This window comes from Mycobacterium sp. WUMAC-067 (genome assembly GCF_020217485.1).
In the GTDB taxonomy this organism is placed as follows: Bacteria; Actinomycetota; Actinomycetes; order Mycobacteriales; family Mycobacteriaceae; genus Mycobacterium.
The window spans coordinates 1-21,378 of sequence record NZ_JAEKMI010000026.1; the positions used below are offsets into that span (position 1 = coordinate 1).

A 21,378-nucleotide genomic window follows, 5' to 3' on the forward strand; every position below is an offset into this window, starting at 1 on the left:
GGCGCGATGTCGGTCGCGTCGCCGCACGGCGGTTTCGGAGAGTGAGCGGCTAATCCGCTGAAGCGGTTTTATTGCCCTGTGTCACACCGGGTTTCGTCGTTCGGCCCGCGGCGTTCGGAAAGCGGCCCTAGCTGCCGAACAGGGCGGTGATCGTTTCGTTGAACCGCGGATAGATGTCGTCGTAGGTGCCGTCACGCTCGGCATAGCGGAACATCTTGACGCGCTCCACCACGATCTCGTTGGCCTGTGGCTGCGTCTGCAACAGCGTCATCGTCTCGGTGATGTACTCGTCGAGCGGCATCGCCCGGGGGTCGAATCCCCGCTCGCCCTGCAAGGCGGTGCGCACGTGCGGCGGAATGATCTCGATCACCTGGACCGAGCTGTCGCGCAGCTGGAAGCGCAGCGATTCGGTGTAGGAGTGCAGCGCCGCCTTGGAGGCGCAGTAGGTCGGGGTGAGCGCGCTGGGCATGAACGCCAGGCCGGACGTGACGTTGAGGATCGTGGCGTGCGGCTTGCGCAGCAGCGCCGGAAGCAAGGACGAGGTCAGCCGCATGGGGCCCAGCAGATTGATGGCAACGGACTGCTCGGCCAGGCCGACATTGCCACTGGTGAGATCCTCGACCCGCTGAATGCCGGCGTTGTTGATCAGCACGTTGAGGTCCGGGTAGTGGTCGGTCACCTCGGTGGCGAATCGCCGGATGTCGGCGGCATCGCCTTGATCGAGCGACAGGGTCTGGATACCCGGGTTGGCCTCCGCGACGGCCCGTAGCTGGTCGCTGCGCCGGGCGGCGATGATCACCTGGTTGCCCAGGCGGTGGAACGATTCGGCCAGGCCGCGGCCGATTCCGCTGCCACCGCCGGTGACCAGCACGGTATTGCCCGTCATCTGCATCGCGGTTCTCCTTCGGATTCGCTCCGGCCCACCCGACCGACGTAGCGGAATGCCCCATTGGGAAGCCGGCTAACCACGATGCCCTATAGACCTGCGTGGTGTCACGGCCGGTGCCCTGCGAGGGCGGGCCGCGGGAGGCCCGACTATGCCGTGGCGGCCCGGTTGTGCAGGCGACGCGGGTCGACGCCGGCGCGGGCCCACGCCTCGGCCGCCCAGGGCGTGTAGAGCGCCTTGACGGGCAGCCGGTTGATCAGTGGGTTGAGCGCCCGGATGAACGCGGCGAGCCGCTGGAATCGCTTCTCTTTCTTGGCATCCCACTGCAGCTGGCACACCTCGCGCATCTGGGGCGGCAGCGTCCCGACGACCACCAGCCGGGTGTAGGCGTTCAGCGGCGCCGACACCACGTTCCAGATCGGCTTGGGCATCCAGCGCGGGCCCGGGATGCCTTTGCGGATGTAGCCGGTGCCGTACAGCACGGTCTTGTGCGGGACGAACCGGTCGAGCATCTCGTCCCAGTAGGCCAGGAAGTCGTCGTAGGTCTGTGGCTGTCCGCGGTCGCTGACGCCGTAGAGGCTGTACCAGACCTTGCCTTCGTTGAAGATCTGCTCCTTCTCGGCGTGTGACAGCCGACGGATGAACGTGTCCGTGTTGTAGATGACCTGGTCGACGAAGCTGGCGTGCGCCCAGTAGAACAGCTCGGGGTTCAACGCGTGATACCTCGAGCCGTCGCTGATGGTGCCCTTGATCGCCTTGTGGAAGTCGCGCACCTTTCGGCCCCATTCGTGGGGGTCGTCGGAGTAGACGGTGTTCATCAGGGGAGGCGCGGTCCGCTTGGCCCGCCCGAGTGTGTCGCTGAAGATCACGGAGTGATCCAGCACGCCCTGCGCGAGCTGCTCGATGCAGTTCTCGACCCCGGCGGTGCGCTGGAACCCGAAGAGCTGGGTTCGGTTGTCCCCATAGAACTTCCAGATCAACGAGTCGGGCCCCAGCCGCGGCGAGGTGTCGTCGCCGGCCGACCAGTCGGGCCCGTCGGTGGGCATCGGCACGGCCTCGCGCACGCCGCTGTCGAAACGCGATCCCGCGCGCACCGCGGCGAGCTGGTCGTTCTGGGCGGGCATGCCCACCTCCTCGTGGCTCGCGCGCCGCGCCCGACCCGCGAAGCGTTGTGAACCAGTGACACAAAGACGTATCTTTGTTTCAGTAGCCTAGCAACCGCCCGGTGGCATTGCACGCCGCCGTCCGGCCCGCACCGCCTTCGTGCCGCCGGAAAGTCGGCGATGAACCATGCCGGGAGTTGATACGATGCCGCGAATCATGCAGTCCGAACCGGGCTCTGCTTCCGCCGAGGCGCTCACCGATCTCGATCGCACCATCCTGGACACCGCACGCGGCGTGTTCGAGACCTACGGCGTGCGCCGTGCCAATATCGACGACGTCGCCGCCCGCGCCGGCGTCAGCCGCAGCACCATCTACCGCCGTTTTCCGACCAAGGAGAACCTGTTCGGGCATGTGGTGCGGCGCGAGGCCGAACTCTTCTTCAGCACGCTGGATCAGGCGACGGCCGGGCGCAATCCACAGGAGGCGGTCATCGAGGCCTTCGCACTCGGGGTGCGCCTGGTGCAGGACTCGCCGCTGTACTCGCGGATCGCCGAAAGCGAACCCGAACTGTTCGGCATGTTCTCCCGCTCGCACGTCTTCCCGATCCGCCAGTTCGCCGACGGGATCGCCCATACCCTGCGGCGGTGCGGCGCTGACATGACCGAGGCCGACCTGGACAACATCGCCGACATCCTGCTTCGCGTCGCCCTCGGCATCATCGTGTTTCCCACCGACCGGCTCGACACCTCGGACCCGGCGGCGGTGCGCGACTACGCCGCCCGCTACCTGGTTCCGATCATCAGCCGCTAGCCGGGCGGGTCACGCGCCCCGGCGTAGGCTGCGGACGGGGGACTCACCAGCATCGAATCTGCGCGGCTTGCCCTCTGATTTCTGGCGTCCAGCTCGGCACTTGCCCGAAGGAGTTCGCATGACCGACGTGCACACCTCGCTGCCTCCCGCGCTCCGGCGAGCGCTGGATCTGCTCATCGATCCGCCGGCCGATCCCGACGTGAGCCACGGGTATCTCGACCTGCTCGGCGCCGGCTCGGCGCCCGACGACGCCGTCGGGAAAAACACCGGCCCGATCCAGGCCGCGTGGGCGTCACCGATGGGGTCGATGCTCTACGACAACGCCCAGGCCTTTGCCCGCCAGTGGATCAGCGCCTGGCAACTGCCGCTCGAGTGGTTGAAAATCCCGCAGGGCGGTATCGCGCTGGACGTCGGCTCGGGCCCGGGCAACGTCACCGCGTCGCTGGCGCGCGCCGCCAGACCGGAGGGGCTGGCCCTCGGCGTCGATATCTCCGAGCCGATGCTGGCGCGTGCCGTCCGCAACGAAGCCGGTCCGCAGGTCGGCTTCATCAAGGCGGACGCGCAGCAACTTCCGCTGCGGGACAACGTTTTCGATGCCGCCGTGTCCACGGCGGTGCTGCAGCTGGTTCCCGACCCGAAAGCCGCGCTCACCGAGATCGCGCGCGTGCTGAGGCCCGGCGGCAGGCTGGCCGTCATGGTCCCCACCGCCGGACGCCTGGCCCGGTATTGGCGGATGCTGCCGAACGTCGGGGCGCACGCGTTCGACGACGACGAGATCGGCGACATCTTGGAAGACAACGGTTTTGCCAGCGTACGTGTCAAGAACCTCGGCACGTTCCAGTGGGTTCGCGCCAAGAAAGACTGACCCGTTAGTCGTCGCTCTGCGCCAGCACGGCGAGCCGGTCCATCGACTCGCGCAGCATGTCCACCGTCGTCGCCCGGGCGCGCTCGAGCCGGGTGGCGTCGGTCAGCGCCGTCCAGTCGTAGGTGTGGGTCACCGTGGTGAGTTCGGCGTTGACCGGGCTGAGCTCCCAGCGCCACAGGTGACCGGGCGGCTGCTTTCCGGGTTCGGCTGGGCGCCAAGCGATTTTGCTGCCCTCGACGAACTCGGTGACGTGGTTTTCGCGCACCGCGCCGATGGTCAGCGTCGTCTTGAACACGTCGCCCACCTGATGGACACGTTGGCCGGGAGGAGACGACGCCAGATTGTTGTTGCCGTCCCAGCTCGGCTGGCGCGACGGGTCGGCGATCAGTTCGAAGATCCGCGCGGCACTGGCCGCGATCACGCGGGTGGCGGTCACGATGCGTTCGGCTTCGGTATCGGACATACCGCTATCCAAACACGTAGGGCCGCCCACCGCGTGGCCACCTTGAGCCGAGGGCAGTCCGCCCTTGCAGAGACCTGCGCGCCTCTACGCATTCACGGCATCCGGGGCAGCGCCTCGACCGGTCCGGACAGCGCAGCCTTGACGTAGCGGGTGTCGTCGTCGGCCAGCACCTCGGCGTCGTCCCGCTCGATGCCGTCGACGATCGCGCGCGCCACGTCGCGCGGGTCGTTCTTACGTGCGTCGAAGCCGGAGGTCATCTCGGTGTCGGTGAAGCTGAGGTGCGCGGCAACGACCAGCGTGCCCTGCTTTTCGAGTTCGATGCGCAGCGAATTCGTGGTCGACCACAGTGCCGCCTTGGAGTCGCCGTACCCGCCGGATCCGGGCATCCAGGACAAGATCGAGGCGACGTCGACCAGTGCGCCGCCGCCGTTGCCGGCGAGGACCGGTGCGAACGCCTTGGCCACGCGGAGCGCGCCGAAGTAGTTCGTCTCGAAGACCGCTCGCACCTCTTCGATGTCGCTGTCGAGCAGGGACCGGGCCCCGAGCACACCCGCATTGTTGATGACGATGTCGGCGTCCGCCGCCCTGGCCGCCAGCGCGGCGACCGAATCCGGGTTGGTGACGTCCAATTCGGCGCTGACCACCCGAGAATCCTGACTTGGCTTCGGCGCCCGGGCCGCGGCGTAGACCTTGGCGGCACCCCGTTCCAACAACTCCGCCACGATTTCCTTGCCGAGACCGCGCTGACCTCCGGTGACCACCACCGTCGACCCCTTGACGTTGACCATGACCCTACTCCCTTGACTTAGGCAAACGCATTTTGCTTACGTCACGGCAATTGTCGTCGGAGACATAGCCAAGTAGAATTAGCCTATGTCTTTGTCGTGGGCTGCGTCACAGCGATATGGCTGCGCCGCGGCACCCGGGGGCCTCGCCCTGGTTCAGGACTTCCTCAACACGAGGGCCATCGACGGGTACGGACCGGATCTGCTGGCCGACACCAAGCCGGCCGTCCGGTGGACGGCGGGCGCGGTGCGCGCCTGGGCGGCCGTGCGCGGCATCCCCACCGACCCACCGACGCTCAACGGCGCGGATCTGGTCAAGCTGCGCGCCCTGCGGGAGGCCATCGCGAAACTTGTTGCCGGAGAACCGGCGAGCGGGCGGGCCACCGACGCCGTCGCCGCGTCCTTCGCGTTGTCCGACGCCGGTGAGGTGCGGCTCGAGCCCAACGGCAGCGGTTGGCGTTGGCTGGCCTCGGCCCTATGGGGCGAGATCTTGTTGAGCCAGCAGGCCGACACCTGGCGACGGATCAAGCAGTGCCACAACCACCGGTGCGGCTCGACGTTCTACGACCGCTCGAAGAACAACAGCGGGGTCTGGCATGACGTCAAGACCTGCGGCAACGCCGTCAATCTGCGGGCGTCGCGGGCGCGCCGGCGCGAACGCGAACGGGCCGCGAATTCAGCGGTTTCGCCAGAGTAGGCGGTATCGGTAGTAAAGGCCCCGGCGGATGACGGCTCCGGGTAGGACCTCGCCGGCGACGCGCCGGATCTCGTCGAGACCCTCCCGGGGATCGGCGACGGCCACGCCGATGTCCCGGATCTCCCGATGCAGCAATCCCCCGGCGCGGGCCGCCGGCAGACACAGGCCGGCCCACATCCAGTCGGCAACGCTCTTGTTGGCGGACAGCCCGACGACGGCCAATTGCCCTGCGGGCCGCAGCATTTGACGCGCCTTGTGCAGCGCATCCCGCAGCGGCAGGTGATGCAGGCTGGCCACGAAGGTGATGAGGTCGTAGCGGCGCTCGGCCTCATCGAGGTCCTCGAATCGCACATGTTCGGCCGCCGCGTTGCCGACGGGCTGCAATCGTTGCGCGGCGCGCCACACCGACATCGGGTCGGCATCGATGCCGACGACGCTGCGTGACACCGCGGCCAACCGCTGAACCAGCAGCCCTTCCCCGCAGCCGACGTCGAGGACATCACCGCGACGCCGCGCGGCGATGCCGACCAGCCAAGGGTGATAGGCGGAGTTGTGATTCCAGTACTCGTCGTGCTTCGCGTATTCAGGCACCGTTGGCCCAGTCTGCCCGACGCGGCGTCAGCAGCGTTCGACGCCCCTGGGCATGATGCGCGGGCCGGTGGCCGCCGGGCGGCGCTTGCTTCCGAGGACCGCGTACAGCGCGTCGCAGGCGCGCGCCTTCAGCGGGGCGACCACGTCGAGGTTGGCAGAGCCCTGGCTGACCCAGGACGGAAGTGCGGTCACAGTTGATCCTTTGCTTTTTCGGCCGTGCGCCGATTCATTCAATTGCACCACAGCCGTTTTGCGGGGACGCCGCGCCGAGGTGAACGCCGCGAAAAGCCGTGTGTGGGATAGCACACATTCCCGGCGCAACGAAAGGCACGTAACAGCAGGGTTTATTGAAAGCGCCTGAACCGGCGCAGGTACCCGAACAGTTGGCGTGCGGGCACCGCCTTCGGCCAGTCGTCAGGGCGAAAGTACGCGTCGGTGCCGCCGTCAACGAATATGACGGCGCCGCATAAGAAATCGGCGGCGTCCGACAGCATGAAGCACATCCAGTCGGCCATGTGTCCCGCGTCGCCGAACCCGCCGACCGGAACCGGGAACGACCGAACGGCCTTGGCCTGCCGTCGATCCGACAACTGTTCGGCTAAAAGCGGTGTCATGATCGCACCGGGCGCAAGGGCGTTCAGGCGCACGCCCGATCCTGCCCATTCGGGCAGCACCGCATGCCGCCGCACCCAACGGCTGACAGCGATTTTCGAGGCCCCGTACATCATGGACGGCGCCGCCGGTCCGAACAGCCGCACCGACCGCAACGCCTTGCCGGCGTCGTGGCCCAGCAGCGCCTTGACGGCCCGGCGCGGCACCACGGGCATGGTGGTCGACGAATTGCTGGCGACCACAACGACTTTGGCGCGCCCGGCGGTGCTCAGTGCGCCCCTCCAGGCGATCAGTAACTCGACGACCCCGAAATAGTTGACCTGGGCGATCTGGCGAACGCGGTCCGGGGCCGGGCTGGGGCCCAGACCGGCCGCCAGCACGGCACCGTCCAGCCTGCCGCCCGATGCGTCCAGGACGCGCTCGGCGGCCTCGTTACGCCCGTGTGGCGTCGACAAATCGGCGACGATGTCGGCGTCCTTGATGTCGACACCGATGACGGTGTGTCCGCCGTCCCGGAGGCGCTGCGCGGTCTCGCGCCCCATCCCCGAAGCCGACCCGGTGATCGCATAGGTTCCCATTGACTCCTCCGTCCCAGGGCAGTATGCCCGGCCGGTCGGATGCTCCGAGGGGCGCCGCCCGGTGGGTGGGCACCTGAGTTAAGTTGCCAAGATGCATGACCAAACGCCCTGCGTCGATTTCAGCCGGCTCGAGTCGGTCTACGCGCCGCTCGCCGAATCGCTCCGCCGGCTCATCGACGTCAGCATCCGCACCGAGGCCGGCCCCGCGGCGGTGGCGGCGGCCACAGCCAAGATCGACAGTGCCGCAGCGGAATTGAGTGAGGCGCTGAAGGCCGGGCCGTTCGGCGTGCACCGGAATCCCGATGGACAGACCATCGCGTGGGGCAACGTCGTGGTCGGCCTGCGCAACCCGATCGCACCGCCGCTGGTCATCCATCACGAGCCCGACGGACTGGTGTGGTCGGAGTTCGTCCTGGGCGCCGCCTACGAAGGCCCGCCCGACACCGTGCACGGCGGGGTGTGCGCGCTGGTGCTCGACCACGTGCTCGGCGCGACCGCGCACCAGCCCGACAGGGCCGCCTTCACCGGCACACTCACCCTGCGATACCGGCGCCCCACCGCGCTGGGACGGCCACTGCGGGCCCAGGCTCATGTCGAGCGCGTCGAGGGCGTCAAGACATTCGCCGTCGGTCACCTCGCCGACGAGCACGGCGTCACCGTGGAAGCCGAGGGCATCTTCATTCATCCCAGGCGGGCCGCGGAATAGCGAACGGGGCCGCGGGCTCAGGTCCTCGTCGCGGCCCGCTCGACGTCGAGCAGCTGCTCGCCACGTCGTTCGTCGTCGTAGGCCTTGCGCCCGCCGCGCAAACCAAACAGGCGTTTGGAGACCAGCAGGTAGATCACCGCGGCCACGTTGATGGTGAACGTCACCAGCCGCGTCATCGTGATGCCCTTGGCCAGATCGTGGATCTCGAGCGGCAGGAAGACCGAGGTGGCGATCACCGCGAAGTATTCGCCCCAGCGTTTCAGCAGCCACAGGCCGACGCCTTCGACGACCTCCAGCAGTGCATAGCCCGCCAGCATCATCGTCAGCAGCGCCAGCGTGGACGGCTTGGCGGCCAGCGCCTTTTCCAGCTCGTGCACGATGGTCATCTGGTCGACCTTGAAGCCGGCGGCGCGGAAGATCGGCAGGTCCCGGTCGAGGGTGGCCTGGATGGCGCCCCGCGCGCCGCGGAACTTCCACACCGCGTAGGCCGCCAGCACGATCACCACCGCCCGGAACAAGCGTTCCACCGCCAGGGCGCGAATGATGATGGCCTGGCGTAATGCCTTGCCGCGCATGATCATCGGCGCGTCTTCGGCATGGCCGCGTCCGTGCGGCGGGCCGACGGTGAATTCACCGCACCGCAAGCAGCGCCATACCTCGCCCAGCCCGGTGTTTCCGCTCAGCCGCTGCGCGAGCGCGTGCTCGTCGGGCGCGTAGGTGACGTGTCCCGCGAGCGCGCAGGTAACCAGCTCCCAGCGATTGAGACCGCGTTCTTTGGGCATGGCCGATCATCGACTGCGGGTGCCCGGGCGCGCAAGGGGGCGCGCACACGGGCGTCAGAAGCGCGGCCTTATCTGCCATGCCTTTTCGCCTCCGAGGCGGGGCTACCCCGCTGGTGGTGGCGAGCCGCTCAGTGCCGTCGTCTCGTCGGTCAGATGTTCGCCGATGTCCCGGATCTGCCGCGCGCTCAGCGGGCACAGCGGGTGCACGGCCACCATCAGGGACACACAGCGCCGGTCATCGAAGACCGGTGCGGCGATGGTCGCCACGGGTTGCTTCCGGCGTCCGGGGTTGTCGTCGGACAGGAAGCCGATCGTGGTGAACTCGGCAAGCAGCTGGTCCATGATGTGACGCACCGGTGTCGGCATCTCGCTGCTGTCCAACGTCCCGACCACATGGACGGCCTGCGCGAGTGCCGGCGTCGTCCAGTCGATGTCGAATCCCCGCTCCCGCGTGTGCGCGAGGACCTGTTGCAGGCGCTGCGTGCGATCGGCGTTGCTGCCCGCGCCGCGGCGGATCCAGGCGCGTTGTTCCTCGTCGGTGTCCCAGGCCGCCATCGCGACGCCGAAGGGCGGCGCGTACGGGATGCGGTCGCCCGGTATTCCCGACGGCTGGGTGGCGGGCTCGCCCTCAAAGGCGGTGACCACCAGGGAGTCGCCGAACTTCTCGACCACCGAACAGGCGTAGCCGACCTCACGGGACAGGCGCAACGCCGCCGCGCGCGCCGCATGGGCGAGCGGTCGCGCGGTGTCCGTGCGCGCGGCCACCACGGCGAGCGCGGGCCCCAGGGCGAACGTCTTGGCGATCGGATCGCGACTGGCCCACCCGCGGTCGCACAACGTCTTGAGGATGGCGTGCGCGGTCGCCTGCGTGAGATCCAGCTCGCGCACGACGTCGGAGAACCGCAGCCGCGCGTTTCCGGACCGCGCCAGGAGCTCGACGACATCGAGCACCCGCGCGGTCGGCGCTGAGGTCGATCCGCGAATCGCTTGACTCCTTCGCTCCCGAATTTTTACAGTTGTACGAACATTCGAGATTCTATATCGATTATTCGAGAAAGTTAACGCATTGCGCGCGGTGGTGTTGCGAAACGGTCGGCTGCAGGTCCGCGAGACGCCGGACCCCGAGCCCGGCCAGGGCGAGTTGTTGCTGCGCACGTTGAGCACCGCGATCTGCGCCTCCGACGTGCACTTCATGGACCACCCGGAACTCGCCATCGACGACCCGACCGGCCGTTCGCTCTATGACACCGAACGCGACATCGTGCTCGGTCACGAATTCGTGGGTGAGGTCATCGGGCATGGCCCCGGTTGCACCGACCAGTTCGCCGCCGGCACGCGCGTGACGGCCATGCCGGTGCGCCTGGTCGACGGCGGGGCGGGCGGAATGCGCATCATCGGCCAGCATCCCGAAGCGCAGGGCAGTTTCGGTGAGCTGCTGGTGGTTTCGGAGGCCGCCGCCAAGCCAGTCCCCGGTGACGTGTCCAGCGACGCCGTCGCGTTGACCGACGCGTTCGCCGTCGGCGAGTTCTACGTGCGGTCGGCGGCGCCGCGACAGGGGGAGGTCGCGATCGTCATCGGCGCGGGGGCGATCGGGCTTTCCGCCGTCGCCGCCCTGGCCGCCCGCGGCGTCGAGCCCATCATCGTGGCGGACTACAAGTCCGACCGGCGTGAGTTGGCCCGCGACCGCTTCGGCGCGCATGTTCTCGTCGATCCCGCCCAGAAGTCCCCGTTCGCCGCGTTCAACGAGGTCCGCGCGCAGCGCGGATTGCCCGGGCCGGCCGTCGTTTTCGAATGCGTCGGCGCCCCGGGGTTGATCCAGAACCTGGTCGAGTCCGCCGAGATGGGCACCCGAATCTATTGTGCGGGTGGCTGGTACACCGGCGACACCCTCGACATCACCACCGCCACCCGCCAGGGCGTGACCATTCAGTTCGGCGGCGGGCCGCACCCGCAGGACTGGTACGGCACGCTCGACGCGATCGCGGCGGGGCGGCTGGACCCGTTACCGAGCGTCGGCAAGATCATCGGCCTCGACGAGGTACCCGACGCCCTCGAGTTGGCCCGCAGGTCCGACGGTCCGCCCCGGATCATCGTCCGTCCGAATGGAGATCGCCCGTGAGCGAAAGAGAAGACCGGCAAGACATTTCGGACCTGCTGGTGCGCTATGCCACCGGCATCGACCGGCGCGACTGGCCGCTGTTTCGCACCGTGTTCACCGACGACTGCGAACTCGATTACGGCGAGATCGGCCGCTGGAATGGTGTGGACGAAGTCACCGACTTCATGGACAAGACGCACGCGATGGCGGGTCATACCCTGCACCGGCTGTCCAACCAGGTCATCACGGTCGACGGCGAGAAAGCCTCCGCCCGAACCTATGTCGACGCGGTGATCATGTTCGGCGACACCCAATCCGGCGTAAACGCGTGGGGCTTCTACGACGACGAGATCGTCCGTACCGCCGAGGGATGGCGCATTGCGCGTCGCCGGTTCACGCAGGTGCGCGTCGCTACGTTCGGGGGCCAGTAGATGACGTTCGCGACGAAGTACGGGCCGTGGGCGCTGGTGGCCGGCGCGTCCGACGGCGTGGGTGCGGCGTTCGCCGAAGGACTGGCCGAACGCGGGGTCAACGTTGTCCTGCTCGCCCGCCGGCAAAGCGTCCTCGATAGCGTCGCGGCCGACATCGAGAACAAGACGTCGGCGCAAACCCGCACTGTCGCCATCGATCTCGCGCAACCCGGCGCCGCGGCGACGATCGCCGCCGCCACCGGCGACCTGGAGATCGGGATGCTCGTCTACTGCGCGGGCGCGGACCCGAATTTCACACCGTTCCTTGCCAATTCGATCGTGGCCGCCGAGGCGATGGTGCAGCGCAACTGCATGGTGCCCATGCAGCTGTGCCACCACTTCGCGCCCGCGATGGTCCAGCGAGGCAGCGGCGGCATCGTCCTCTTCGGCTCGGGTGCCGGGCTGGCCGGTGGGCCCAACATGGCCGCCTACGGCGCGTCCAAGGCTTTCGACATGGTCTTCGCCGAGGCGTTGTGGTCCGAATTGCACACCAACGGCGTCGACGTCCTGGGCCTCATCCTGGGCAAGACGAATACACCCGCGCTGCGCGCGCTCGAATACAGGCGCGGCCAGATCGGCTCGCCCGACGAGGCGCCGTCGGACGCGGCGGCCGTGTCCGACGTGATCGCCGAGGCCTTCGAGAACCTGGGCAACGGCCCGACCCTGATGGTCGGCGACACGATGCGCGCCGCCGCGCAGTTGCTGGGGTCGCTGAGCCGCAACCAGGCCGTCGAGCTTTTCGCCCAGGCCGCCGCCGCGGCCATGGGCCCGGACGACTAGCGGAACCCGAACCGTTCGCTGCGCGTCATACTAATCGTGGCGAGGTTTGCCAAAGTTCGAAATCAGGGCAGCCTAACTTTTGCGTTCATAGCCCCCTGGTCAGCAAATATGGGCTTGGGCGGGTCGCCGACTTTGCCCACCCACCGCGTTGCTGACGGTGTGCGTGCCGGGTAGCTTGGGTAATCAGTTCGTCACGGCAACCGAGCCGAAGTACCCACCACCCCGATCGCCGCTCCCGCGAAGGATGACGATGCTCGCCATAGACAGGCCCGCGGCCGACGTCACGCTGACGGCACAGTGGCGGCGCCGCACCCTGACCCGTTCGGGGCTGATCACCGGCGCATTCGTCGCCCCGGCCGTCGTCATCCGGGTCGCGGGCCTGCACGTCGGCGCGGTGCCCGCCCTGCTGATCTTCGGGGCCGCGGTAGTGGCGGCCAGCTTTTTGCTGGCGTGGGCCGCCGAGGCCGCCCAGATCGACGTGTCCGGCGGCCTGGCGACGGCGCTGCTCGCGTTGATCGCGGTCCTGCCCGAATACGCCGTCGACCTCTACTACGCCTACGTCTCCGGCCACAATGCCGAATACACGCAGTACGCCGCCGCCAACATGACCGGGTCCAACCGACTCCTGATGGGACTGGGTTGGCCGGTCGTGGTTCTGGTCAGCATCGTGGTGGCGCGCAAGTCCGGATCCGGCAAAACCAGCGGCCTGACGCTCGAGCCAGCAAACCGTGTCGAACTGGGATTCCTGTTGATCGCCGGCGTCATCGCGTTCGCGGTGCCGGCGAGCGGAGAGATTCATCTCGGGCTCGGGTTGGCGTTGCTGGCCTGGTTCGGGTTCTACCTCTACAAGCTCGGCCACGGCGAAGTCGAGGAGCCCGACCTGATCGGCACCGCCGCCGCGCTCGGCGAACTGCCCGACCGCCGCAGGCGCATCGCCGTGGTCGGCCTTTTCGTTGCCTCGGGCGCGGTGATTCTGCTGTGCGCCAAGCCGTTTGCCGACAACCTGGTGGCCGCTGGTACCGAACTGGGCGTCAACCGATTCCTGCTGGTCCAGTGGCTGGCGCCGCTGGCGTCGGAGGCCCCGGAGTTCATCATCGCGACCATTTTCGCCACCCGAGGCAAGGGCACGGCGGCCATCGCCACGCTGATCTCCTCCAAGGTCAACCAGTGGACCCTGCTGATCGGCTCGCTGCCGATCTCCCACCTGCTCGGTGGCGGCGGGTTCTCCCTGCACCTCGACTCCCGCCAGGTGGAGGAAATGCTGCTCACGGCGACCCAGACGATGATGGGCGTGGCGCTGATCCTGGCGCTGCGTTTCCACCGCGGCGCGGCGTTGGCGCTGCTGGGACTGTTCGTCGTGCAGTTCCCAATCGTCTCGACGCAGGGCCGGCTGCTGCTCTGCGGCGTCTACACGGCGGTCGCCGTCGTCGCGCTGATCCGCTACCGGCGCCACCTGCCCGCCACCATCCGGGCGCCGTTCTTCGGGACCGCCGTCCGCCACAGCGGCCAACCGTTACATCCGGTGCACGACCCGTAACGCCGCACGCTCACGCGCCGTATACGGTCCAGGTATGAATCGAGTGTCCGTAATCACCGGCGGCGCGGGTGGCATGGGCCTGGCCACCGCGAAAATCGTCGGGCGCGACCACGCCGTGGTGCTCTGCGACGTCCGGCAGGACCGGCTGACGACCGCCGCCGCCACGCTGCAAGACCTCGGGATCGCTCCCACGGTCGTGCACTGTGACGTCACCGACCGGCGCGCCGTCGCGGACCTGCTCGGCGCCGCGGCCGACCTCGGGACCCTCGCCTCCGTCATCCACGCCGCGGGCGTGAGCCCGAGCATGGGACCCGCCGACTACGTCATGCGGACCAATGCGGTCGGCACCGTCAACGTCGACGAGGAGTTCTACGCGCTCGCCGGCGAGGGCGCGGTGATCGTCAACGTGGCCTCGATGGCGGCGCACATGCTGCCCGCGGAAATCATTCCGACAGGCCAATTTCCGCTGGCACTGAACGACGGCCCCGACACTAGTGCCTTCATGGACGCCATGATGACCGCCTGCGAGATCGCCCCCGAGGAAGCGCGGTCGGGTCTCGCGTACGCCCTGAGCAAGAGCTTCGTGAAGTGGTATAGCCAGTCACAGGCGGAACGATTCAACGCGCGCGGACTGCGCATCGTCTCGGTGTCCCCGGGTTCGATCGACACCGAGATGGGCAGGCTCGAGGAGCAGGCGGGAGCGGGCGCGATGGTGGCCGACGCCGCCGTTCCGCGGTGGGGCAAGCCGGAGGAAATGGCGGAGTTGCTCGCCTTCTGCGCCAGCGAGAAGGCCGGCTATCTCACCGGCACCGACATCCTCAACGACGGCGGGGTGATCGCCTCGATGACCGAGCGGGCCAGGGCGTCAGCGGCCGGCTGAGCCTGAAGATGAAGCTGCACACCGTGTTTCACCATCGAGCGGGTGTGCGTCATCCCGCGGTCGCGTGCCGCCGCGGTGGATCCACTCTCGGTATAGGCCCATCGGGGACGGGGTTCGGGTTCCTCGCCGTGGCCACGACTATATGGTCAGTCGCTGCAGGCGGGATATGCCCGTGCGGTGGCGGCGCCCACGGTCAGCGAATCGCCCAGCGTCCACACGGCAACCCCGAGCAGTACCAGATCCTTGAGTAGAAACTGGCCGGGCAGCGCCGAGAGCACCGGAATCCCGTGGGCATGGGTCGCGACGACGCCGGGGGTGGTGAACAGGAAACTGACCGTGCCCAGGAACAGCACCACCGCCAGCGCGCTGCCCGCCGCCGAAATCCTGGGCCACCATGGCCGCAGCGCGATGAGAAGGGCCGCAACGATTTCCATCGTTCCGAGCGCCCGCGCGACGAGGGTGACGCTGAAGACGTCGTAGAGCCAGCTCATCAAGGGGCTGTGTTCGATGAGCACGCGCGATTCCATCTTCACGTACTTGCCCACTCCGATCCACGCCAACACAACGACCAGGCCGTAGCGGCTTAGGAGTTGGCCCCATCGGCTCAGCGTGCGATCGATCATCGAGGAATGTCCTTTCGGCGGCGAAACGCGGTCGTCCACCCAAGCCACGGTTCGCGCCGCGAAAGCGTTCACTCGCGCAGTCGTTCGAGCCCGGAGACGATGAGCCGCAACCCAAAAGCGAATTCGCCGGCCAGCGGAACGGGGAGGTCGTCGGCGACGGTGACGGTCGCGGGATAGCGTGACGGATCGAGCCGGTGAAACGCCGCCGAGAGTTCCGCTTGCTCACCGGCCGTCGTTGCGGACAGTTGGATCGCGAAACCCAGCACGTAACGGGCCAGCGTGGCGTAGGCGTGTGCCGCGACCGCCGGCGCAAAGCCGTTGTTGAGCAGGACAGCCAGGCACCGCTCGCGATTGGCCAACGCGCTCGGTCCCGTCGGCGTGTATTCGATCAGCAGCGGTGCGACATTGCCATGCCTGCTCAGCGCATCGAACATGTGTTGCGCCAACGTGATACACGCCCGCTGCCACGGTAAGGCGGCCAACGACCGCGCGTCCAGGTCGACTTCACCCAGTATGTGGTCGATCACCTGGGACACCAATTCGGATCGACTGGAGAAGTGACGGTACAGCGTGGCGGTGCCCGATTCCAGGCGCTGGGCCAGCGACCGCATCGACAGTGCGTCAGGCCCCTGCTCGTCGAGGAGTTCGACGGCCGCACGCAGGATGCGCTCCATCGGGAGGGCCGGACGGCCGCGGGACCGGCGCGGCGTGCGGTTGACATCGTCGGACATTACGGAGACACTGTATCCGTAATTACTGCGCGGTTCAACCCCCTTGACAGCAAGGAAAATTCGTCATGCTCCTCCCCTTGGCGGCGGAACCGTTCGTCGCTCCGACCGACCGCGACATGCTTCCCTCCGAGCGACGCGAGTTCGTGCGCACCCACCGCACGTGCGTGTTCGGCTACCGTCGCCGTAACGACGGCCCCGCCATGTCGGTCGTGTACTACATCCCCACCGACGCCGACGAATTGCTCGTCTCCACGATGGCCGGCAGGGGTAAGGCCCGCATCGTCGAACGCGACGGCAAAGTGAGCCTGTGCGTGCTCGACGAGCGGTGGCCGTTCGCCTACCTGCAGGTCTACGCCGACGCCACCGTGGTCGAAGACCGGGATCTGGCGGTCGACGTGATGATGGCGGTTGGTGGCCGAATGTCCGGCCAGCCACTCGGTGACGAGGCGCGCCCGGACATCGAGGCGATGTGCGAACGCGAGAACCGCGTCGTCATCCGCTGCCGGCCCTACTCCACCTACGCGACGCCCCCGCGCCATCTGCACCGCAACGACCAGGCCTCGAAACTGAGCCATTGGGTGTCGGGCGTGATGCCTTGGGACGCAGCCGATCCGGTGACGGGCTGATCAGCCCGCGTAGCGATCCCGCAGTTTGCTCAGCGTCGCCTCGATGCCCGAGGCGTTCGCCTTCGCGAAGCCCATCCGCTCGTAGTACTTCAGTTTGTTCTTCAGCGCACCGGCATCGCGGTAGTCGAACGTCTCGGTGACCTGCGTCAGGGTTGGTGACAGCGCCTCGAATTCCCACCGCCAGCGGTGACCCAGCGGGTGACGCCATTCGACCACCTCGTTGGGCGTCAGGGCGGTGATCGTGCTGGTGATGCGGTAGGGCAGGCCGAACATCTTCATGTGCGTCGAAAACTTCGAGCCCTCAAGGAGTTGCGCGGGCATGGTGATGTTGTCGCGCACCGTGCCCGACCCGTCGAGTTCGTGGTGACGCCGAGGATCCGCGACCATGGCGTACAGCTCGGCGGCGGGGGCGGCGACTTCGACCCTGCGGCTCACCTGGCGGGGTCCCCGGTCGACAACGGTGACGGTCATTGCGAATCTCCTTTCCGCTATCCGGCAGCGTAATCCCGTCTAGCTCTGCGGCTCGGGAATGTTGGGATCCCACACCGGCGACGGCTCGAAACGCGCCGGCCAGATGCCGGATTTGGTCAACCGTGCGACCTCTTCGCGCAACACGATTCCGATCTTCGCCGCGAATTCGCGGGGCAGTTCCAGCGCCGCGGTGGCAGCCACGCCAAGCTGTTGGTTGAGCTGGGGTTCGCAGATCGACGTCCACCGCAGCCGTCCCGCCTCCACCTCGGCGCCGCACGCCGCCATCGGCAGCACCGCATAGCCGAGTCCAGCCTCGACCAGATGCTTGGACACCTCCACCGAATCGGTCGAAAAGCGGGCCGTGAGGGCAACTTTGAGCCGAAGCGCGGTGTTCTCCAAGGTGTTTCGAATGCCGGTCTGTGCGCTGGGCATGACCAGCGGCAGCTTGGCGAGGTCGGTGAAGCACATCGGGCCGGCGGGCGAGAGCTCCGACGCGGGTCCCCCGACCAGCACGAGGTCCTCGATCACCAGGTGCCGGAAGAACAGCCGGTCGTCGGCGACCGGGTTGATCACCGCCAGGTCGATCGCGCCCTTGAGCAGGCGCTGCACCAGGTCGTCGGTTTCGGCGACGGCGATGTGGAAATGAACGTTGGGGAACGCGGCTCCCAGGCTCGCCGCCAGCGGCGCGGTCAAAACGCCGGCGGCCGTGGGCACCACGCCGAAGAGCAGCCCACGCTCGATGCGCGCCAACGTGATGCCGCGTACCGGACCGCCAGCTCCAGCTGACGCAGCGGTGCGGCGGTGGAGGAGCGCAGCCGTTCGCCCTCCTCGGTGAGACGCACCCCGCGCCGCGTCCGCTCGAACAGCGTGATGCCCAGGTCCTCCTCCAGCAGCCGGATCTGGCGGCTGAGCGCGGGCTGGGCGATGCCCAGCACCGCGGCCGCGCGGGTGATCGAGCCTTCCTCCGCGATCCGCAGGAAGTACTTGAGCCGGTGGGTATCCATCGTCCATCTCTATCAGGCATACAAATTCGGCATGATTGATTTCCCGAATCGGTATTACCTCCTGGCCATGAAGCCGCCATATCGTCAGCCAGGTGGGGTGGCGATGCCGTCCCGGTCTGGCTGAGGAAAGGTCGATGATGACGGTTCAGGACCAACAGGATTGGGTGCAGCTGCTCGGGCTGGATCGGTTGCCCGAGCACATTGTCGGCAAGCGCGTCACCGACCTGATGGACCTGACCGGCAAGAAGGCTTTCGTCACGGGCGCCGGCGGCGACGGCCTGGGGCAGGCGACCGCCAACCGGCTGGCCGGCTGCGGCGCCGATGTCGCGCTGATCGGCCGCACCTTCGAGAAGGTCGAACGCCGCGCCAAGGAGGTCGAACAGCGCTGGGGCGTGCGGGCCATCCCCGTCAGGGCCGACATGTCCGACTGGGACCAGGTGCACGACGCGGTCGACGAGGCCCACGACGAACTCGGCGGGCTCGACATCATGGTGAACAACCCGGTGATGGTGGCCGCGGGCCCTTTTGAGAAGCAGACCAAGCAAGACATCGATTACACGGTGCTGGGCTCCCTGACCATGATGATGTACGGCGCGCACGCTGCTCTGCAGCACATGCTCGACCAGGGCTCGGGCAAGATCATCAACATCGGGTCGGTCGGCGGACGCATCCAGCAGCGCGGCCTGGTGGTCTACAACGCATGCAAGGCCGGCGTCATCGGGTTCACCCGGAACCTCGCCCACGAGGTCGCGCCGCGCGGTGTCAATGTATTGGGCGTGGCGCCGGGCATCATGATCAACCCGCAGCTGCGCCAGTACCTGCTCGATCCGCAGGACGACCAACAACGCGCCGGCCGCGGCGCCATCCAGGAAGCGATCACGCACCAGGTCCAGCTGGGGCGCGCGTCGTTGCCCGAAGAGGCCGCCAACATGGTCGCGTTCCTGGCGTCCGAGGCGGCCGATTACCTGTGCGGGCAAACCATCGACGTCGCCGGCGGCCAGTGGATGGGTTGAGCTCTGCCGCAGCCACTTTCACCAAGGACGCCAAGGAGATTGCCGTGCTGACACCCGGTGAGGCGATGGAGGAGGCCGCGGCGCGGACCGGACTCACCGACTTCGGCGACGACTCCTTCATCGAAGGCCTGACCGTCCTGCTGTCGGCATTGCGGGACGAGTCGCACCTGAACGAGCGCGGGGAAACCTTTCTCCGCCAACGCATCACGGGCTACCTGGCGCAGCGGCTGCAGGTCGAGGACTGGTTTCGGCGGCACCCGGAGATCGGCGACGTGCCCATCCGCGAGCCGCTGGTCGGCCTGGGTCTGCCCCGCACCGGATCCACCGCCCTGTCGCTGCTGCTGGCCCAGGATCCCGACGTGCGGTACCTGCGCCGGTGGGAGTCGACGCAACCCTGCCCCCCGCCCTCGACGGTGCGGGGCGTTGATCCACGCGTCCCGCCCGACCAGGGTGAGATGGTCGGGACCCGCCGCCACGTCCCCGGTGACACGCACGGCCCCATGGAGTGCCACGAGCTGATGGCGCTCGATTTCAAGTCGCACATCTTCCAGTCGTTCGCCGAAATCCCCTCGTATTCAACGTGGCTGGTGGAGCGCGCCGACCTCACCCCGACCTTTCGCTATCAGCGGCGGGTGATGCAGCTGCTGCAGTGGGGCGAACCGGAGCGGCGGTGGCGGTTGAAGTGCCCGTCCCACGTGTTGTGGCTCGACGCCCTGGACGCGGCGTTCCCGGACGCGCGATTCGTGATGACCCATCGCGACCCCACCGACGTCCTGTTGTCGGTGGCCGACCTGTACGCCGACATCATCGGGTCGTTCAACACCCGAATCGACCGCCGGTACATCGGTCGACTCAACGTCGAGCATTGGTCACTCGGCATGGAGCGCGCGCTGCAGTTCCGCGCGGCCGGCGCGGACGATCGGTTCTACGACATCGACTTTCGCGCCATGCAGGCCGACCCGATCGGTGAGGTCGCCGGCCTGTACGCATGGCTGGGCGCCCCCGTGTCCGACGAGTTCGAGGCCCGCATGCACAGTTGGTGGGAGCACGCCGCCGCGGAGCGCGAGCCGAGCTCGCACGCCGACCCGGTGGAGTTTGGCATCGATCTCGACGAGGTTCGGCCCCGGTTCGCACGCTATGTGGACAGCGCACGGCGATGGACGCGGCATCCAAACGTAAGGAGTGAGAAGAACAATGGCGGTTGATCTCACCGGCGGCATCGACCCGTCGCGAGAGTACGTGCTGGCGCAGCGCCCCGAGGATCCGGAGATGCGTGACTCGGTCAGCTTCTGGGTGGTCGACGACCGCGGACAGATCGGCCTGCCGCGTGTCGGAATCGAGGCGGTGGGCGCCAATTGGGACTCCCACGACATCCAGATCAATGCGGCGTTTCCCGACGGGCGCGTCTACCGGCTGCGCACCAACGGGCCCTCGCTGCCCACCCGCGGCGCCGACGGGCGGCCCACGGTGCTCGGTGCCGGCGGCCTGGCCTTTCAGTGCGTCGACCCCTTCGATACCTGGACGATGTCCTACGACGGGCCGGCCGTGCAGACTTCGTCGGCCGATCTGGTCGACGGCAAGAAGGACGGCCCGTCGGTGGACATCGGCTTTCACGTCGAGGCGAAGATGGCGGTGCCCCCGTGGGTCCAGGGGGCGCTGCAGGCCGATGCCGACGCGCAGCTCAGAACGACCGCGGTCGGCGAGATCATGGGCGGGCCGAGGTATGAGCAATTGTTCACCGCCACAGGGGAATTCCGGGTGGGCGGCGAGCGCAACGCCTTCACCGGGAGCGGCCTGCGAATCCGCCGTACCGGGGTGCGCAAGCTCGCCGGTTTCTGGGGCCACTGCTGGCAGTCGGCCGTGTTCGGCAGCGGCCGCGCCTTCGGCTACATCGCCTACCCGCCGCGTGCGGACGGCGAGCCGACCTTCAATGAAGGGTTCGTCTTCACCGGCGACGGCGGCCTGGTCCCGGCGCGGGCGGTGCGGGCGCCGTGGCTGACGCGCCTGCGACCACTCGGCGAGGATGCCTCACTGGTACTGGAGACCGCCAACGGACTGGTCGAAATCACCGGCGAGACAGTGTTTTCCACGCACGACGTGCACCACAACGACGACATGTACTCCATGCACGCCCTCAAACGGGAGATGGCCGACTTCCCCGCCGTCCAGCAGGCCGGTGTGCGCTACCGATGGGACGGCGAAGAAACGTACGGCATGCTGGAACGCTCCAACCCGCTCGACAAGATCGCGCGCGACTGAAGGGAAC

25 protein-coding genes and 1 pseudogene are annotated in these 21,378 nt (G+C 67.8%); 13 read left to right on the top strand and 13 right to left on the bottom strand.

The features are described 5' to 3' along the window. Nucleotides 1-127 precede the first annotated feature (127 nt). The gene (locus JF781_RS18090) at nucleotides 128-892 is read right to left on the bottom strand and encodes an SDR family oxidoreductase (protein WP_225327912.1); all 765 of its coding nucleotides are present in this window, start codon (nucleotides 890-892) and stop codon (nucleotides 128-130) included. Between the two features lie 143 nt (nucleotides 893-1,035). Next, nucleotides 1,036-2,010 carry an oxygenase MpaB family protein gene (locus JF781_RS18095; RefSeq protein ID WP_225327913.1) on the bottom strand — a complete coding sequence of 325 codons (975 nt, stop codon included), beginning with the start codon at nucleotides 2,008-2,010 and terminating at the stop codon, nucleotides 1,036-1,038. Between the two features lie 196 nt (nucleotides 2,011-2,206). On the opposite strand from JF781_RS18095, the gene JF781_RS18100 reads away from it, so the two are divergent. Both JF781_RS18100 and JF781_RS18105 read left to right on the top strand, forming a co-directional pair. Further along, nucleotides 2,207-2,800: a TetR/AcrR family transcriptional regulator gene (locus JF781_RS18100; RefSeq protein ID WP_225327914.1), complete on the top strand. Its 594-nt coding sequence runs from the start codon at nucleotides 2,207-2,209 to the stop codon at nucleotides 2,798-2,800. Nucleotides 2,801-2,918: 118 nt separating this feature from the next. Then, nucleotides 2,919-3,665 (top strand): class I SAM-dependent methyltransferase, encoded by a 747-nt coding sequence (locus JF781_RS18105; RefSeq protein ID WP_225327915.1) that lies wholly within the window; start codon nucleotides 2,919-2,921, stop codon nucleotides 3,663-3,665. Nucleotides 3,666-3,669: 4 nt separating this feature from the next. Here JF781_RS18105 and JF781_RS18110 read toward each other — a convergent pair whose 3' ends face one another. Both JF781_RS18110 and JF781_RS18115 read right to left on the bottom strand, forming a co-directional pair. Next, nucleotides 3,670-4,128: an SRPBCC family protein gene (locus JF781_RS18110; RefSeq protein ID WP_225327916.1), complete on the bottom strand. Its 459-nt coding sequence runs from the start codon at nucleotides 4,126-4,128 to the stop codon at nucleotides 3,670-3,672. Nucleotides 4,129-4,220: 92 nt separating this feature from the next. Further along, the gene (locus JF781_RS18115) at nucleotides 4,221-4,916 is read right to left on the bottom strand and encodes an SDR family oxidoreductase (protein ID WP_225327917.1); all 696 of its coding nucleotides are present in this window, start codon (nucleotides 4,914-4,916) and stop codon (nucleotides 4,221-4,223) included. A gap of 85 nt (nucleotides 4,917-5,001) precedes the next feature. Here JF781_RS18115 and JF781_RS18120 point away from each other — a divergent pair, with 85 nt between their 5' ends. Continuing rightward, nucleotides 5,002-5,610, top strand: a complete 609-nt coding sequence (locus JF781_RS18120) for a CGNR zinc finger domain-containing protein (RefSeq protein WP_225327918.1) — start codon at nucleotides 5,002-5,004, stop codon at nucleotides 5,608-5,610. On the opposite strand, the gene JF781_RS18125 is transcribed toward JF781_RS18120, so the two are convergent. From JF781_RS18125 to JF781_RS18135, 3 genes are all read right to left on the bottom strand, one after another. Beyond that, entirely contained in the window at nucleotides 5,590-6,201 is a 612-nt protein-coding gene (locus tag JF781_RS18125) for a bifunctional 2-polyprenyl-6-hydroxyphenol methylase/3-demethylubiquinol 3-O-methyltransferase UbiG (protein WP_225327919.1), read from the bottom strand. The genes JF781_RS18120 and JF781_RS18125 overlap by 21 nt on opposite strands. Before the next feature lie 27 nt (nucleotides 6,202-6,228). Beyond that, nucleotides 6,229-6,393, bottom strand: coding sequence for a hypothetical protein (locus tag JF781_RS18130; protein ID WP_225327920.1), 165 nt, complete (start codon nucleotides 6,391-6,393; stop codon nucleotides 6,229-6,231). Between the two features lie 152 nt (nucleotides 6,394-6,545). After that, the gene (locus JF781_RS18135; protein ID WP_225327921.1) at nucleotides 6,546-7,391 is read right to left on the bottom strand and encodes an SDR family oxidoreductase; all 846 of its coding nucleotides are present in this window, start codon (nucleotides 7,389-7,391) and stop codon (nucleotides 6,546-6,548) included. Between the two features lie 91 nt (nucleotides 7,392-7,482). Between JF781_RS18135 and JF781_RS18140 the strand changes: the two genes are divergently transcribed. Continuing rightward, the gene (locus JF781_RS18140; protein WP_225327922.1) at nucleotides 7,483-8,097 is read left to right on the top strand and encodes a PaaI family thioesterase; all 615 of its coding nucleotides are present in this window, start codon (nucleotides 7,483-7,485) and stop codon (nucleotides 8,095-8,097) included. A gap of 17 nt (nucleotides 8,098-8,114) precedes the next feature. Here the strand turns inward: JF781_RS18140 and JF781_RS18145 are convergent, their stop codons facing one another. Together JF781_RS18145 and JF781_RS18150 are read right to left on the bottom strand one after the other, a co-directional pair. Next, nucleotides 8,115-8,879 (bottom strand): DUF2127 domain-containing protein, encoded by a 765-nt coding sequence (locus JF781_RS18145; protein WP_225327923.1) that lies wholly within the window; start codon nucleotides 8,877-8,879, stop codon nucleotides 8,115-8,117. Between the two features lie 102 nt (nucleotides 8,880-8,981). Beyond that, entirely contained in the window at nucleotides 8,982-9,830 is an 849-nt protein-coding gene (locus JF781_RS18150) for a helix-turn-helix domain-containing protein (protein WP_225327924.1), read from the bottom strand. 124 nt (nucleotides 9,831-9,954) lie between these two features. On the opposite strand from JF781_RS18150, the gene JF781_RS18155 reads away from it, so the two are divergent. The 5 genes from JF781_RS18155 (at nucleotide 9,955) to JF781_RS18175 (ending at nucleotide 14,644) form a co-directional block, all read left to right on the top strand. Beyond that, nucleotides 9,955-10,998, top strand: coding sequence for a zinc-binding dehydrogenase (locus tag JF781_RS18155; protein ID WP_225327925.1), 1,044 nt, complete (start codon nucleotides 9,955-9,957; stop codon nucleotides 10,996-10,998). Then, nucleotides 10,995-11,408: a nuclear transport factor 2 family protein gene (locus tag JF781_RS18160; RefSeq protein WP_225327926.1), complete on the top strand. Its 414-nt coding sequence runs from the start codon at nucleotides 10,995-10,997 to the stop codon at nucleotides 11,406-11,408. The genes JF781_RS18155 and JF781_RS18160 overlap by 4 nt, the downstream gene beginning before the upstream one ends. Beyond that, a complete protein-coding gene (locus JF781_RS18165) occupies nucleotides 11,409-12,227 on the top strand; it encodes an SDR family NAD(P)-dependent oxidoreductase (protein ID WP_225327927.1) in 819 nt (272 codons plus the stop codon). 244 nt (nucleotides 12,228-12,471) lie between these two features. Beyond that, entirely contained in the window at nucleotides 12,472-13,764 is a 1,293-nt protein-coding gene (locus tag JF781_RS18170; RefSeq protein ID WP_225327928.1) for a sodium:proton exchanger, read from the top strand. 34 nt (nucleotides 13,765-13,798) lie between these two features. After that, nucleotides 13,799-14,644: an SDR family oxidoreductase gene (locus JF781_RS18175; protein WP_225327929.1), complete on the top strand. Its 846-nt coding sequence runs from the start codon at nucleotides 13,799-13,801 to the stop codon at nucleotides 14,642-14,644. Between the two features lie 146 nt (nucleotides 14,645-14,790). On the opposite strand, the gene JF781_RS18180 is transcribed toward JF781_RS18175, so the two are convergent. Next, on the bottom strand, nucleotides 14,791-15,267 hold the full coding sequence (locus JF781_RS18180; protein WP_225327930.1) for a YkgB family protein: 477 nt from the start codon (nucleotides 15,265-15,267) through the stop codon (nucleotides 14,791-14,793). A gap of 68 nt (nucleotides 15,268-15,335) precedes the next feature. Continuing rightward, entirely contained in the window at nucleotides 15,336-15,941 is a 606-nt protein-coding gene (locus JF781_RS18185; protein ID WP_225327988.1) for a TetR/AcrR family transcriptional regulator, read from the bottom strand. A 122-nt stretch (nucleotides 15,942-16,063) separates the two neighbouring features. On the opposite strand from JF781_RS18185, the gene JF781_RS18190 reads away from it, so the two are divergent. Further along, nucleotides 16,064-16,624, top strand: a complete 561-nt coding sequence (locus JF781_RS18190; protein WP_225327931.1) for a pyridoxamine 5'-phosphate oxidase family protein — start codon at nucleotides 16,064-16,066, stop codon at nucleotides 16,622-16,624. Here the strand turns inward: JF781_RS18190 and JF781_RS18195 are convergent, their stop codons facing one another. Together JF781_RS18195 and JF781_RS18200 are read right to left on the bottom strand one after the other, a co-directional pair. Next, nucleotides 16,625-17,095, bottom strand: coding sequence for an SRPBCC family protein (locus tag JF781_RS18195; protein WP_225327932.1), 471 nt, complete (start codon nucleotides 17,093-17,095; stop codon nucleotides 16,625-16,627). It lies immediately after the preceding gene. A 39-nt stretch (nucleotides 17,096-17,134) separates the two neighbouring features. After that, nucleotides 17,135-18,099 (bottom strand): annotated as a pseudogene (locus tag JF781_RS18200) (LysR family transcriptional regulator). A gap of 137 nt (nucleotides 18,100-18,236) precedes the next feature. Here JF781_RS18200 and JF781_RS18205 point away from each other — a divergent pair. From JF781_RS18205 to JF781_RS18215, 3 genes are read left to right on the top strand one after another with little or no spacing between them, the layout of a single operon-like run. Further along, nucleotides 18,237-19,112: an SDR family NAD(P)-dependent oxidoreductase gene (locus tag JF781_RS18205; protein ID WP_225327989.1), complete on the top strand. Its 876-nt coding sequence runs from the start codon at nucleotides 18,237-18,239 to the stop codon at nucleotides 19,110-19,112. Between the two features lie 44 nt (nucleotides 19,113-19,156). Then, on the top strand, nucleotides 19,157-20,317 hold the full coding sequence (locus JF781_RS18210) for a sulfotransferase (protein ID WP_225327990.1): 1,161 nt from the start codon (nucleotides 19,157-19,159) through the stop codon (nucleotides 20,315-20,317). Beyond that, nucleotides 20,307-21,371, top strand: a complete 1,065-nt coding sequence (locus JF781_RS18215; RefSeq protein WP_225327933.1) for a hypothetical protein — start codon at nucleotides 20,307-20,309, stop codon at nucleotides 21,369-21,371. The genes JF781_RS18210 and JF781_RS18215 overlap by 11 nt, the downstream gene beginning before the upstream one ends. The last annotated feature ends 7 nt before the right edge of the window (nucleotides 21,372-21,378 follow it).

Bases quoted from the DNA above. Each gene is read 5' to 3' on its own strand.
- JF781_RS18140 (WP_225327922.1), top strand. From the start codon at position 7,483: ATGCATGACCAAACGCCCTGCGTCGATTTCAGCCGGCTCGAGTCGGTC.
- JF781_RS18215 (WP_225327933.1), top strand. From the start codon at position 20,307: ATGGCGGTTGATCTCACCGGCGGCATCGACCCGTCGCGAGAGTACGTG.
- JF781_RS18145 (WP_225327923.1), bottom strand. From the start codon at position 8,879: ATGCCCAAAGAACGCGGTCTCAATCGCTGGGAGCTGGTTACCTGCGCG.
- JF781_RS18195 (WP_225327932.1), bottom strand. From the start codon at position 17,095: ATGACCGTCACCGTTGTCGACCGGGGACCCCGCCAGGTGAGCCGCAGG.
- JF781_RS18120 (WP_225327918.1), top strand. From the start codon at position 5,002: ATGTCTTTGTCGTGGGCTGCGTCACAGCGATATGGCTGCGCCGCGGCA.
- JF781_RS18095 (WP_225327913.1), bottom strand. From the start codon at position 2,010: ATGCCCGCCCAGAACGACCAGCTCGCCGCGGTGCGCGCGGGATCGCGT.
- JF781_RS18190 (WP_225327931.1), top strand. From the start codon at position 16,064: ATGCTCCTCCCCTTGGCGGCGGAACCGTTCGTCGCTCCGACCGACCGC.
- JF781_RS18135 (WP_225327921.1), bottom strand. From the start codon at position 7,391: ATGGGAACCTATGCGATCACCGGGTCGGCTTCGGGGATGGGGCGCGAG.
- JF781_RS18110 (WP_225327916.1), bottom strand. From the start codon at position 4,128: ATGTCCGATACCGAAGCCGAACGCATCGTGACCGCCACCCGCGTGATC.
- JF781_RS18100 (WP_225327914.1), top strand. From the start codon at position 2,207: ATGCAGTCCGAACCGGGCTCTGCTTCCGCCGAGGCGCTCACCGATCTC.
- JF781_RS18090 (WP_225327912.1), bottom strand. From the start codon at position 892: ATGCAGATGACGGGCAATACCGTGCTGGTCACCGGCGGTGGCAGCGGA.
- JF781_RS18205 (WP_225327989.1), top strand. From the start codon at position 18,237: ATGACGGTTCAGGACCAACAGGATTGGGTGCAGCTGCTCGGGCTGGAT.
- JF781_RS18175 (WP_225327929.1), top strand. From the start codon at position 13,799: ATGAATCGAGTGTCCGTAATCACCGGCGGCGCGGGTGGCATGGGCCTG.
- JF781_RS18165 (WP_225327927.1), top strand. From the start codon at position 11,409: ATGACGTTCGCGACGAAGTACGGGCCGTGGGCGCTGGTGGCCGGCGCG.
- JF781_RS18170 (WP_225327928.1), top strand. From the start codon at position 12,472: ATGACGATGCTCGCCATAGACAGGCCCGCGGCCGACGTCACGCTGACG.
- JF781_RS18115 (WP_225327917.1), bottom strand. From the start codon at position 4,916: ATGGTCAACGTCAAGGGGTCGACGGTGGTGGTCACCGGAGGTCAGCGC.
- JF781_RS18105 (WP_225327915.1), top strand. From the start codon at position 2,919: ATGACCGACGTGCACACCTCGCTGCCTCCCGCGCTCCGGCGAGCGCTG.
- JF781_RS18180 (WP_225327930.1), bottom strand. From the start codon at position 15,267: ATGATCGATCGCACGCTGAGCCGATGGGGCCAACTCCTAAGCCGCTAC.
- JF781_RS18185 (WP_225327988.1), bottom strand. From the start codon at position 15,941: ATGGAGCGCATCCTGCGTGCGGCCGTCGAACTCCTCGACGAGCAGGGG.